General features: G+C 69.5%; 11 protein-coding genes. 4 read left to right on the top strand and 7 right to left on the bottom strand.

The window, feature by feature from the left end; all coding sequences use genetic code 11:
• Positions 1–27 precede the first annotated feature (27 nt).
• From CVV72_RS06275 to CVV72_RS06265, 3 genes are all read right to left on the bottom strand, one after another.
• Positions 28–381: an STAS domain-containing protein gene (locus CVV72_RS06275; protein ID WP_219151468.1), complete on the bottom strand. Its 354-nt coding sequence runs from the start codon at positions 379–381 to the stop codon at positions 28–30.
• 74 nt (positions 382–455) lie between these two features.
• A complete protein-coding gene (locus tag CVV72_RS06270; RefSeq protein WP_219151467.1) occupies positions 456–1,967 on the bottom strand; it encodes a CYTH and CHAD domain-containing protein in 1,512 nt (503 codons plus the stop codon).
• A gap of 67 nt (positions 1,968–2,034) precedes the next feature.
• On the bottom strand, positions 2,035–2,892 hold the full coding sequence (locus CVV72_RS06265; RefSeq protein WP_219151466.1) for a helix-turn-helix transcriptional regulator: 858 nt from the start codon (positions 2,890–2,892) through the stop codon (positions 2,035–2,037).
• A gap of 370 nt (positions 2,893–3,262) precedes the next feature.
• Between CVV72_RS06265 and CVV72_RS06260 the strand changes: the two genes are divergently transcribed.
• Entirely contained in the window at positions 3,263–4,381 is a 1,119-nt protein-coding gene (locus CVV72_RS06260) for an erythromycin esterase family protein (protein WP_219151465.1), read from the top strand.
• Between the two features lie 189 nt (positions 4,382–4,570).
• Here CVV72_RS06260 and CVV72_RS06255 read toward each other — a convergent pair whose 3' ends face one another.
• Together CVV72_RS06255 and CVV72_RS06250 are read right to left on the bottom strand one after the other, a co-directional pair.
• On the bottom strand, positions 4,571–7,537 hold the full coding sequence (locus CVV72_RS06255) for an AfsR/SARP family transcriptional regulator (protein ID WP_219151464.1): 2,967 nt from the start codon (positions 7,535–7,537) through the stop codon (positions 4,571–4,573).
• Positions 7,538–7,623: 86 nt separating this feature from the next.
• Positions 7,624–8,334, bottom strand: a complete 711-nt coding sequence (locus CVV72_RS06250) for a DJ-1/PfpI family protein (RefSeq protein WP_219151463.1) — start codon at positions 8,332–8,334, stop codon at positions 7,624–7,626.
• A 98-nt stretch (positions 8,335–8,432) separates the two neighbouring features.
• On the opposite strand from CVV72_RS06250, the gene CVV72_RS06245 reads away from it, so the two are divergent.
• From CVV72_RS06245 to CVV72_RS06235, 3 genes are all read left to right on the top strand, one after another.
• Positions 8,433–9,410: a GlxA family transcriptional regulator gene (locus CVV72_RS06245; protein ID WP_034307757.1), complete on the top strand. Its 978-nt coding sequence runs from the start codon at positions 8,433–8,435 to the stop codon at positions 9,408–9,410.
• 41 nt (positions 9,411–9,451) lie between these two features.
• Complete coding sequence (locus tag CVV72_RS06240; protein WP_219151462.1) at positions 9,452–10,861, top strand: YibE/F family protein; 1,410 nt, start codon at positions 9,452–9,454, stop codon at positions 10,859–10,861.
• A gap of 97 nt (positions 10,862–10,958) precedes the next feature.
• Positions 10,959–11,195, top strand: a complete 237-nt coding sequence (locus CVV72_RS06235; RefSeq protein ID WP_219151461.1) for a hypothetical protein — start codon at positions 10,959–10,961, stop codon at positions 11,193–11,195.
• Positions 11,196–11,445: 250 nt separating this feature from the next.
• On the opposite strand, the gene CVV72_RS06230 is transcribed toward CVV72_RS06235, so the two are convergent.
• Both CVV72_RS06230 and CVV72_RS06225 read right to left on the bottom strand, forming a co-directional pair.
• Complete coding sequence (locus CVV72_RS06230) at positions 11,446–12,102, bottom strand: hypothetical protein (protein ID WP_219151460.1); 657 nt, start codon at positions 12,100–12,102, stop codon at positions 11,446–11,448.
• Positions 12,102–12,710 carry an MBL fold metallo-hydrolase gene (locus CVV72_RS06225; RefSeq protein WP_219151459.1) on the bottom strand — a complete coding sequence of 203 codons (609 nt, stop codon included), beginning with the start codon at positions 12,708–12,710 and terminating at the stop codon, positions 12,102–12,104. Before CVV72_RS06225 ends, CVV72_RS06230 begins: the two co-directional genes overlap by 1 nt.
• Positions 12,711–12,743 lie beyond the last annotated feature (33 nt).

Genomic DNA, 12,743 nt, shown 5'->3' with positions numbered 1-12,743 from the left:
CCGCGAACATGACTTGCAGGACAGCGCCTAGAGCCGCACGTCCTCCACGTCCCATCGGACGTCGAGATCGGCTCCGACCCCGCTGACATCCAGGATCCGTGACACCAGAGGTGTCTTCACGATCACCGAAAACCGCGGGGACACCGCGTTGGCCTCCTCGAGCGCCTGCAGGCCGGCACAACTGAGGAAGCGGACGCCGGAGAGGTCGAGGATGACGTGCCGTCCCCTGACACACGCACCGGTGAGTTCGGTGCGGAACCGCCCGACCGTGGCCGCGTCGATCTCCCCCACCGCGGTGAGGATGAGGACGCCGTCCTTGCGGCGGCTGCTGGTCACGGCCAGGGGCGGCGCTTCGCCGGGTACGCGCTGGCCAGGCAACATTGGGGCGCCTCTCTCCAGACCACCAAGTTCCCTCGACGGTACTCGGCGACGGCGAGAGGTCAACCCGGGCTACCTCAATTGAGCCATTTCGGGCGAGAACCTTTACCCAAGTCTTGCCATTGCCCGGCGAAGCGCCGGTGCTCGGCCTCGGCGGCGGCGATCGACCGTCCGTGCAGGACCCCATAGGTGAAAGCGTTTTCGTTCTCGGCGTACGCACGCAGGCCGAGGAGCCGCAGGACTTCCCTCGTGACCACGATGTCGTGATGCGTGCCGAGCGTGGACTGCACCGCCTTGACGTTCTTTCGCCATTTTCGAAGTTTCTTGCCGGTCACCGGCCGGACCGTATCCGCGGCGTACCGGGCTCGTTTGGCCTTCTTGCGCACTTCGTGCAGTGCGGCGTCTTGCTCCGCGCCAGGCACCAGCTCGCGCGCCGCGGCGACGGCCTTGCCCAGCTTCCGGTTCGACCGGGCGACCGCCTTGCGTAGTTCCTTCTTGCCATCCTTGATCTTCCGGGGTTTGCGGACGAGCTTTTCCAGTGCGCGCAACAGCTCCGTGTACCGCTTGCTGTCGAGTGCCCGGATCGCCCGTGTCTTGGCCTCTTCGGCCTCGCGCGCGAAATGCCGGGTCATCAGTTGCTCGACGTTGCCCAGCACCAGCTCGGCCGGCAGCGCCTTGACCTCGTCGTGCAGGCGCGCCGACATCACCTCCGTGTCCCTCGCCGGGCCGAGTTCACCTCCCAGCCACCGAAGCTCAGCGGCCAGCCCGTCCGCGACGTCCGGATCGAGAGACCGCCGGAACGTCCGCAGCGCGCTGCGCAACCGCCTGCTCGAGACCCGCATCTGGTGCACCGCGTCCTCGGCGTCCCGGCGGACCCCGATGTCGTTGCGCCGCAGCGCGTCCAGCTGCGCGGCGAGGTAGTCCGCCAGCACCGAACCCGAATCTCCCCTCGCGGAAGGCACGAGCTCGTCGGTCAAGCGCCGGAGCTTCGACGGCCACCTCGACCGCTCGGCGCCCGCTGACACGACCGCCTGATCCAGACTGTCGAGCACTTCGGGGTCGGCGCCGGGCGAGAGTTCGATCTCGATCTCCCGCCACCGGTCGAGGTGCGCCTTCTCCCCGCCCGCTTCGCCGGTGACGACGTCGTCGGTCAGCGTCGCGAGCTCACGGCCTTCGGCGTCGAGCAAGGCGTACGAGGTGCGCTCGGTACGCAGGTGAGCGGCCTGGACGAGTTTGGCGCCGAGAGTGTGCGCGCGGACCAGCTTCGCCAGCGCGCCCGGCACCTTGTCCGGCTTGCCCGCGAGCGGGAGCCGGAGTTCCTCGCGCCGGTCTTCGCCGACCGGGAGTTTCAGGTGCCAGCCCTCGTCGCTTCCGCCCAGCCTCCGCCGCAGAGTGATACCAGCCTGCGCGAGCCGGAAGTCGGAGGTGTCGAAGTACGTGGCGTCGAGGACGTCGACCCTCGGATCGGCCTGGTTCGTCACGGGACCGGCCGGGACCAGCGGCGGGATGGGCCTGTCGGCCGCCAGGTCGTACTTCCGCTCGATCTCCGTCTCGGCGACCGGGGCACCACCCTGCGTCTTCGTCACCACGAACTCCTTCTCCTCGGCTACCAGGAAGGATTACCCCAGGAAGGGACCGCGGGAAACCCCGGACGGCTCACTCCTCCATCCGGTCGTACCGGTCCGCCCATGCGGCGAGCATTTGACGTGACCTCTCCTCGGTCAGAGTATCGCTTTCCAGTCTCGCGACAAGGGAATAATAGGCCTCGACCGCGACCCGATCGTCGATGAACACACCGGCCGCATAGGAATCGGTGTACACCACCGCCGGATGTTCCGCGAATTCCATGATGGTGAACGAATTCTCAAGCACCGTGCCCACCCCGTCGCTTTCCGGGACGATACGAATGGAGCAATACGGCAGGTTCGCCGACAGGACGAGGTGGAGCAGTTGCTCGTGCATGATCCGGGGACCACCGACGACCGAACGCAGCGCGCGTTCGTGGACGTAGAACCGGCACCGGGGTGGACGATCGCGCTGCAGCAGCCGCTGCCGCTCCATTCGGGCGTTCACGACCTGGTCCAGCTGAGCTTGGTCACGGTTGCCGATCAGCTCGAAGGCGGTGCGGGCGTACGGTTCGGTCTGGAGCAGCCCGGGGAGGGTCAACGACTCGTAGCGCACCAGCGTGTGCGCGAGATTCTCTTGGATAGCAAGGGATTTCATCGGGTCGACGAGTTCGTCGAAGTACGGCCGGACCCAGTACAGGTCTCCGCCGGGCTGGGTCAGTTCCAGCAGCAGGTCACGTTCGGGCTCCGCCTCGCCGCAGGTCGCGAGATAGAGCGCGGCGTCCACCACGGACAGCTCACGCAGCCCTTGTTCCCACCTCGTGACCTTGCTCTGCAACCAGCCGTTACGGCGGCTGACGTCGGCTCCGCTGAAGTGCCTGCGCTGCCGGAACGCCTTCATGCGGTGGCCCAGTTCCCGGGTCCGCGCCGTCGAATCCTTCTCAACCATGCGGGCCAAAGTAGGGCCGAACTCCGGCCGCGCGGCGATTGCCACGCGGTGATTCACCTCAACTGCTGATAACTTGCGCTCGCGCATTTCCGCGAAGGGCCACTTCGCACGCGAAGCACCTTCGCGTGCGAAGCGTTCTTAAACTTTATAGCGGACGAAAGGAATGGAAGCGAGTTATCCGGAAGTGGATTTCTTGCGACGCGGCAGACCGCCGCCGGTTTCCGTGAAGGCCTCCTTGAGGGACTCTGGGTCCCTCAAGGAGGCCTTCACGGACCGGCACCCTGACGGCTGGTTTGAGACTTCCGCGATGTACGAGCGGGATACGTCGAGTAAAGTTTCAACCGGGACATCAACGATACGCTTGAATCTCATGAGTCAAGACATCCGAGACTTCGTGACCCCCTCCTGCGACCTGCTCGCCCTGGGCGAGCCGACGCACGCGACCCCGGTCTTCGCGGAGGTCCGCAACACCCTGTTCGCCCAACTGGTCGACCGCGGCTTCCGCTCGATCGCCCTCGAAACGGATCGCGTGGCCGCGCTCATCGCGAACGACTTCGTCCAGGACGGCACCGGAACCCTCGACCTCGCGATGAGCGAAGGTTTCTCACACACCGTCGGCACCGTGGAGGCCAACAGGCGACTGATCGCCTGGATGCGCGAGTTCAACGAACACCGGCCTCCCGAGGAGCGGCTTTCGTTCCACGGCTTCGACACCCAGACCGAGAACACCTCCGCGCCCAGCCCACGGCCTTATCTCGAGTACGCCCGCGATTTCCTGGGCGCCGACGCGGACATCGCGGGCCCGGCGGGCGACGACGAACGCTGGGGCCGCACGGAAGCCGTCCTGGACGCGGCTTCGTCGCCCGGTGCCACGGCCGACGCCTACCGGCTGCGGGCGATCGCGGCCGACCTGCTCGCCACGCTCCGCTCCCGGAAACCGGAACCGGTCACGGAGGACTGGTCGCGGGCGGAGATCCACCTCATGGCGGGCATCGATCTGTTGCGCTATCACCGGCAATGCGCCGAACCTCTGGAGCCGCACGAGCGCTACACGCCCCTCGTCGCGACCAGGGACGCCATCATGGCGCGGAATCTGCTGGACATCCGCGCCGCCGAAGCCTGCCGGGGCAGGACCCTGGTCTTCGCCCACAATCTCCACCTGCGCCGCCAGGCGAGCACGATGCGGGTGGCGGGGACGGAGACCACCTGGTTCCCCGCCGGCGCGCTGGTGGCTCCGCTGCTCGGCGACCGCTACGTCTTCGTCGCCACCAGCCTCGGCCGAAGCGAGGCCATAGCGCTTGAGGAGCCTGAGCCCGATACCTACGAAGGGTTCCTTCAGAAACACGTCACCACGGACTGGAGCCTGCTCACCCCATCCGAAGTCCCGCCTGCGAGCGTCCGGACCGACCCCGTCCCGCGGCAGGGCTACTTCCCGCTCGACCAAGGGATCCTGAACGACGCGGACGCGCTTCTGCACGTCCGGTCCTAGGCACCGCCCGCGAGGTCGTCGAACCGGGTGACGCCTCCTGCCCTCGGAAGGCGTCACCCGGCCACTAGTACGCGCCGCCACCCCCAGTGCCGCGATCCGGGGCGGCGCGAAGTCCGCTCACTTGAGCAGGAGTCAACACGCCGGTGCCATAACTTCGCCAAACGCCGCGGCCGGCGGTCGCCCACCGGGCTATGCCGGAGTCGCTCCGAAGCGGATCTTCGTCAAGGCTTCACGAGCCCGGTCCCGCTGGCGTCCGCTCTGGTCCACCGCGGAAAGGTCCTTGAGCGCGCGCAATTCCCACACCGGGAAACCCAGCTCACGAAAGAGCCCCGCCGCGGTCCGGAGCCCTTCGGCGGCTTCGGTCGCAACGCCTTCGTCAGCCCGCAGACGCCCGAAGCTGAGCAGGGCGTATCCGCCACCTCGGCGGTCTCCGAGGTCACGGAAGGTACTCATCGCCAGGCTCAGGTGTTCGGCGGCGCGGCCGTGTTCACCCGCCAGGCGTAGCGATTCGCCGAAGCTCCGGTGCGTGTAGGCGGCGGCATGCCGGTGCCCGACGTACTTGAACAGCTCCAGCGACCGCGAGAGGCATCGTTCGCTCTCCTCCGCATCACCGGTCTTCGCGTGGAGATCGCCGAGACTCCGGAGGACGTGCGCCTCCCAGTGGCGTTCACGCGAGCTGCGCGTGCCGATCAACGCGCTGGTCAGCAGCTCGCCCGCCTCGTCCATCCGGCCGTTCCGGCGCAGGACGTCGGCGTACCGTTTGGCAGACCTGTCGTGCTGCCGCCCGTCCTCGCAATGGAGCGAAAGCAACAGGCTCGCGTCGAAGCATTCCTTCGCCCGGCGGGAGTCGCCGAGGTCGTCCCACAGCGAGCCGAACTGGGCCGACGCCATCGCCTGCCCGGCGAGGTCACCGCAGTCCCGCAACAGGTCCAGTGCCTCTCTCAGCGCGTGGACCGCCGCGCCGGTCCGCCCGGTATCGGCGTCGACATCGGCGAGCGCGATGAGCGCGGACCCGGTGCCGGGATGGTCACCCACGGAGCGGAACCTGCCCTCCGCCAGGGAGAAACAGGTCCGCGCCCGCGCCAGATCCCCCGCGTCGGCGTGGGCATGCCCGAGCTTGAGCAGCTTCCCCGCCTCCGCGGGGAGATCGACGCGATCGCGCACGATGCCGAACCCGAGCCACGCCGGGGATCCACCCTTCCTCGGGCCGACGAGATCGCTGTAGGCGTCGGCCAGCCGCATGGCCAGCTCGGTCCAGCCGTGGTTCTTCGCGGTTCGGACGGCGAGTGCGAGGTTCGCGGATTCCACGTCACGCCAGCCGATCGGGTCGGCCGCGACGCGGTCCGAAACCGCCGCCGGGACATCCCCGCGCCGTGACGGCGGGTACTCGGCGCCGAGGGCTGCGGACGCGTGTTCGGCCAACGCCGCCATGGCCGTCAGCGCGCGGCGAAGGGCTCCGGGATCCGGTGGTTCCCGGAGTGCGAGCCGGATCAGGCCCGGTAGCCGGTACCGGACGAAGCCCGTCCGGTCCGGCTCCGCGTGGAGCAGGTGGTCGTCGACCAGTTCGTCGAGCAGTTCGGTCGCTTCACCGGGCGCACGGCCGAGCAGGGCCGTCGCGAACCAGCCGGCGAACTCGCTGACGCCGGGGGAACCGAGCAACCGCAGGGATTTCCGCTGTCGTGGCGACAGTTCGGCGAGGGCATCGGCGAGTACCGGCCGGACCCGGAGGTCGCCGGCGGCGAGTTCGTCGAGACGAAGGCGCTCGTTCTCCAGTCGCGCCGCGAACTCGGCGACGCTCAGCCTCGGCCGCTGCAGCAGCTTCGTTCCCGCCGCCCGCACCGCCAGCGCGAGACCGTCGCAGCAGGCCAGCACCCGGCGGACGGCGTCGGGTTCGGCGGCCAACCGGGTCTCTCCGGCGATCGCGCCGAGCAGGTCCCGTGACTCCGCATCGGACAGCGCACCGACTTCGACGGGTCTCGCACCGACGAGCCCGGCCAGCCTCCGCCGTGTCGTGACGATCACCGCGCAACCGGGACCGCTCGGCAGCAACGGCCGTATCTCGGCCTCGGACCGGCCGTTCTCGAGGATCACCAGCACCCGCCGGTCCGCGGTGTGGCTCTGCCACAACGAGATCCGCCCGGTCCGATCGGCTGGGATCTCCGCTTCCGCCAGGCCGAGTGCGCGGAGGAATCCGGCGAGTACGTCACCGTCGTCCCGCAGATCGGCGACGAGTTGCCCGTCCGGGAACCGCTTGCGCACCCGCCACGCGGCCTGGACGGCCAGCGCGCTCTTCCCGGACCCCGCCGCCCCGTGGAGCACGACCGGGGCCGGACCGCGCAGCGCGCGTCCCACCTCCGCCAGTTCCCCGGCCCTGCCGGTGAAATCCGGCGTCGCCGGAGGCAGACGGCACGGCGCGCCGCCCGCTGACCAGCCGGTACCCGCGATCCGGCGATGGACCGCGAGCAGGTCTTCCCCCGGCGAGACACCGGCGTGCTCCCACAACGCCTGACGGCACCGGTCGAGAACAGCCAGTGCCGCGTCCCGGCGCCCGATGCGGTGCAGCGCCTCGGCAAGCCACCCGGCCAGGCGTTCGTCACCCGGCCGGGCGGCGAGTTCGGGTCCCAGCCGATCGGCGACCGCCCGGTGGTCACCGGCCGCCAGTTCCAGCTCCACGAGCTTGCCCAGTACCGAACTCCGCTGGTCCTCGAGCCACAGCCGGTGCGCTTCCACCAGCGGACCGACCGGAACGTCGGCGAACGCCCGGCCACGCCACAGTCCCAGCGCCTGTTCGAGCAACGTCCCGCGCTCGGCACCGGTCGCCTTCGCGGCCGCGGCGGTCAGTTCGGAGAAGGCCGTGACGTCCAGCTCCCCCGCCGAGACGGTCAGCCGGTAGCCGTTCCGGCCGGACCGCAGCCGCTGCCGGACGTCGTCCACCGGCACGCCGGGCGACAACGCCTTGCGCAGCTTGGAAACCGCCATCTGCACGACCGCGGCGGCACTCGACGGCGGTCCCTGCGGCCAGAGTTCGTCCACGAGGGTGTCCCGGTGGACGTACTCGTTCGGCCGGGCCAGGAGCACCGCGAGCACCCGGCGGGGCTGAGCCGCCGACGGCAGCGGGACCGAGGCCGCGAGCGGGCCGAGCACCTTGAACTCCACGAACCACCTATCACCTGGACGGATGACCCAGAATGTAACCCGGTGCCGTCCCCGTGACAGCGATTTCTCACCCGGATGGCCGCCTCTTACTTCCCGGTGTGCGCGAGCAACCTGTCCCGCAGCGCGGGTTCGTCGGCGAGTGCCTCGTTCAGCGTGTGCTCCAGCAGAGGCTTGAGATCCCCGTACGGCCGCTTCGACCAATCGAGGGGGCCCTGCGGCGGCTCCGGGTCGTATTCGATGACGAACTGGATCGTCCGGGCGATCTCGGCGCCGACGAGCCGCTCGACCAGGTGCAGCGCGAGGTCGATCCCCGCCGACACCCCGGCGGCGGTGATCACGTTCCCGTCCTCGACCCAGCGCTCGGCGACCGGCTCCGCGCCGAACGCGCCCAGCAGATCACGGAACATCCAGTGCGTCGCGGCTTTGCGGCCCTTCAGCAGTCCGGCCTGCCCCAGCAGCAGCGATCCCGTGCACACCGAGGTCACGAGTTCCGCGTTCGCCGCGGCGGTCCGCAGGTACCCCACCAGTTTTTCGTCAGCGAGCGCTTTCAGCGTCGGCGCGGCGCCACCCGGCACGAGCAGCGCGTACGGCGACGGGACTTCGTCGTAGGTGTGCGTTGCCACGAGCTTCAGCGGGTTGTCCGTGGTGACCGGGTCCTTCGTCTCTCCGACCACGACCGTCCGGTACTCCTGCACCGTGCTCGCCATCCCGTCCAGCACGGTCAGCGGCCCGACCATGTCCAGCGGGGTCATCCCCGGATACACCACGAACGCGATCGTCTTCTTGTCGTCTGTCATGGGACAACGGTGTCGCAGGCGCCCGGCCCTGGCGGCCCGGATGTCCGGATTCCTGCGAACAACGTCCGACGGCCGGGCACTACTGGTAGCGTTCGATCATGCCGGGTTCACCCAGACGAGTGTTGATCGTCGGCTACAGCAACGCCGAGTTGCTCGACATCGCCGGCCCGTCGGACGTCCTGGACGCCGCGACCAAACTCGGCGGCAAGCCGGGGTACGAGATCATGCTCGCGAGCGTCGACGGGCGCGGGATCCGCTGCGAGTCCGGGCTGACGCTGCAGGCACAGCACCGGCTCGACCAGGTGACCGGCGAACTGGACACCCTGATCGTCGCGGGCGGCACCGGGCACGAGGCGGCCGCCGCCGACCCGAGGGTCGTCACCCACGTCCGCAGGCTCGCGCAGCAGAGCCGACGCGTCGCTTCGGTGTGCACCGGCGCCACCGTGCTCGCCGCGTGCGGGCTGCTCAACGGGCGGCGCGCCACCACGCACTGGCGTTTCGCGAACCGGCTCGCGACGAGCTACCCGCAGGTGAACGTGGACCCGGTGCCGCTGTACGTGCGCGACGGCAACGTCTACACGGCGGCGGGTGTCACCAGCGGGATCGACCTCACCCTCGCGTTCGTCGAGGCCGACCACGGCCCGAGTGTGGCCAGGGAGGTCGCCCGGATGCTGGTGACCTACCTGCAGCGGCCGGGCAACCAGGCGCAGGTGAGCATGTTCCTGTCCGGCCCGCCGCCAGAGAACCGGCTCGTCCGCGACATCACCGCGTACGTGGCTGAGCACCTGGCAGGCGATCTCGGCACCGCCGTCCTCGCCGAGCGGGCCGGGATCAGCACCCGGCAGCTGACCAGGCTGTTCGACGCGCACCTGAGCACCACGCCCAGCAGGTACGTCCGGGCGGCGAGGACCGAGAACGCCGCGAAACTGTTGTGCGGCACCGAACTTCCGCTGACCTCGATCGCGAGACGGTGTGGTTTCGGCTCGACCGAGACACTGCGCCAAGCCTTCCTCGATCACTTCGATACCCCGCCTTCGGCCTATCGCCGTGTCCACCTTCGGCAGGCGTTCGGCTAGGCCGTGTGCGCCGCGCGGCGAGGACTGTGGAGGATATGCGGGTGAACCGCCGCGACCTCTCCGACGACGACACCGGCCCGATTCGCCGGGTGACGGACACCCCGTCCGATCGTTCGCCCGGAACGTCCCGTTCGCCGCGCCGGACTCCGCAGCACGAGGGGACACGGCGCCCCCGTCCCCCGGTTCAGCGGCCACGGCAGGCCGAACTGGGGAGACGTCGCGCCCCGGAACCGAAGCCCGAACCACCGGTCGGTCACGGGCACTCGCACGGCCACGGGCCGGCGGCACCCGCGTCGCGCCGGGTCCGGCTCCTGCTGATGGGGCTGCTGATCCCGCTCGCCGTCGCCACCGTCGCCGGCATGATCGTGCTCTACCCGTGGAGCGAGGATCCGGCGAAAAGCGTCTTCCCGCAGGGAACCCCGGTGAGCGCGACGGTCACCGGGACGATCACCGGCCCGTGTCTCGCCGAAGGTCAGGTGCAGGTCGGCGAGCCGCCGCCGGGCGCGAAGCCGTGTCTCACCAGCGACCTGACGATGACCGACGGCCCTGGAGCCGGGAAGCCGCTGAAGCTGACGCTTCCCATCGAGCCGAGCACGCCACGGTTCGCCGCGGGGGACGAGGTGGTGCTGTCCTACAACGGCGGCGATGTCGCGAACCCCGCGTCGTTCCAGATCGTCGACTTCCAGCGCGGTACGCCGTTGCTGCTGCTCGCCGGGTTGTTCGCGCTCGCGGTGATCGTGCTGGGCCGCTGGCGGGGGCTCGCCGCACTGGTCGCGCTGGGGCTGAGCTTCCTGGTGCTGGCGTTCTTCGTGCTGCCGTCGATCCTCGCCGGGGAAAACCCGCTGCTGGTGGCGATCGCGGCCGCGGGCGCGATCATGTTCGTCGCGCTGTACCTGACACACGGCTTGTCCGCGAGAACGTCGGTGGCGGTGCTGGGCACCTTGGTGAGCCTGGTCCTGATCGGAATCCTGTCCGCGATCTTCTCGGCGGCGGCGTCGCTGACCGGGCTCGACGACAGCACCTCCCAGCTGATCGGGTCGCTCGGGCACGGGATCGACGCGCGCGGGCTGCTGCTGGCGGGCGTCGTGATCGGCGCGCTCGGTGTGCTGGACGACGTCACGGTGACGCAGACGAGCGCGGTGTGGGAGCTCCGGCGGGCGAACCCGTCGCTCGGCTGGCGTGAGCTGTACGGCGCGGGCCTGCGGATCGGCCGCGACCACGTCGGCTCGGCGGTCAACACGCTCGTGATGGCGTACGCGGGGGCGGCGCTGCCGGTGCTGCTGTACACCTCGCTTTCCGGAGTCGGGCTCGGCTCGATCCTCGGTGCGGAGGACATCGCGCAGGAGATCGTCCGGACGCTGGCCGGAAGCGTCGGCATCGTCGCGGCGGTCCCGGTCACCACCGTGCTCGCCGCGCTGATCGCCTCGCGGGAGCCCCAAGAGTCCCTGTGACCACAAGCGCCCCAAAGCGCGAGCCCACCGCGCGATCACGGGACGGAGTCGGGTACGAAGAGGCCGCACCCGAGATTCGCCGCGTGATCGGAGGGCCATGTTCGACGTTTTCGACGCAGCGTTCGCCGTCGCACGGCACGTGCTCGTCTCGACATGGGAAGCCGTCGAGGCGGTACCCAAGATCGCCGCCGCGCTCGACGACGTGCGGGCGACGCTCAAGCATTCGGAGCGGCTGGCGACCTTCGCCGCGGGCGAGCTGCCGGAGATCGTCTACCAGCTGGAGGAGATCAAGGCGCGGCTGGAGAAGTTGGAGACCCGCACCGAAGCCTCGTGAGTGGTGATGACGATCCCCACCGAGGGTGTCTTGGATACCTACTGGCTTCCAGCCGCCGTTCATTCCGGACCCGGTCCGTGAAGGCCTAGGGGTCTGGAGCCGGTGTCGCGAAAGCCACTTTCGGGACACCAGACGTCTCGAAAGTGGCTTTCGCGACATGACCGCCAAGACGATGCGGGCCCAGCACCCAGCAGAATCCCGGTATCGAGTGGGTCTGGTCTCGTGAGTGGCCGAGCGCCGTCTGCGCGGCTCAGTCCAGCGTCGCCACGAACCGGCTGACCGCCTCCATCGTGAACCGCTGGATGTACTTCCCGGCGGGTGCCGCCGAGGCCAGCCGGTAGAGCGGCCGCTCCGCCGCCGCGTCCCCGCGTGCCTCCGATTTCAGCTGGGCCACCAGGAGTTCCGAGAACACCAGGCCGTTCGCCTCGGTGTTGTTCAGCAGCGCGTTCGCCAGCTTGCGCAGCTGCAGGATGCCCAGCTCCCGGCCGCCCGCACCGGAATAGACGGCCAGATCGACCTTCGCGACCTTGCGGCGCTTGCCCGCGTTGACCAGCAGGCTGACCGTCCGGGTGCCCCGGACGTCGCTGATCACCAGGTCGATGCGCTCGGCCGCGGTCAGGTCGATCCGACGCACACCCCAGGTCCGCACGATGAGCGTCTCGCCTTCGAGCCAGACGCGGCGGCGCAGGTTGTAGAACATGACGTAGAGCAGCGGTACCGCGATCACGCCGGCGACCACGAGCCCGGCGATCTCCCCACCGATCAGTCCGGCGATCCCGCCGAACGCGGCCGCGAAGATCACGACGCCGGCCACGCTGGAGCAGCCACGCCTGCGGCGCAGCTTGGGGTCGTCGTGGAACAGCGGGAGGCGTTCAGGGGTCTCCGGGGTTCCGGTCGGCTCGGTCATCACGCGCCCGTCCCGGCCAGGAACGGGTTCGCCGCCCGCTCCTGCCCGATCGTGGTGGCCGGGCCATGGCCCGGGAGGACGACGGTGTCGTCGGGCATCGTCATCACCTTGGCACCGAGGGACCGGACGAGTTCGTCGCCGTCCCCGGCGGACCGGCCGATCGAACCGGCGAACAGGCTGTCCCCGGTGAGCACGATCCGGCCGCCCTCGGCGGAGGTCAGCCCGAAGACCACCGAACCGGCGGTGTGCCCCGGTGTACCGGACACCGTGATCTCCAGTCCGGCCAGCCCGAGCGGGCCATCGGCGAGTGGCACGATCCCGTCCTTCCGTTCTCCGGCGTCCCGGCCGAGGAGTGGCCGGTCCGCCTCGTGCAGATAGAGAGGTATTCCGTGGCGTGCGCCGATCTCGTCCGCCGAAGCGACGTGATCGGGGTGGCCGTGGGTGGCGAGCATCGCGACCGGCGTCAGGCCGTGCGTGGAAAGCGCGGCCTCGAGCGGTTCGACGACGTCCTCCCCGGGATCGACGATCACGCACTCCCCGCCACCGTCCGGGGCGAGCAGATAGCAGTTGGCTTCGAGGGGGCCTGCCGGAAAACCGACAACCAGCACGAAACGCCTCCTCGATTCTTCCGCCGAACAGGT

The sequence above is a fragment of the Amycolatopsis sp. TNS106 genome (genome assembly GCF_019330265.1).
In the GTDB taxonomy this organism is placed as follows: Bacteria; Actinomycetota; Actinomycetes; order Mycobacteriales; family Pseudonocardiaceae; genus Amycolatopsis; species Amycolatopsis lurida.
This window is presented reverse-complemented; position numbering and strand designations above follow the sequence as displayed.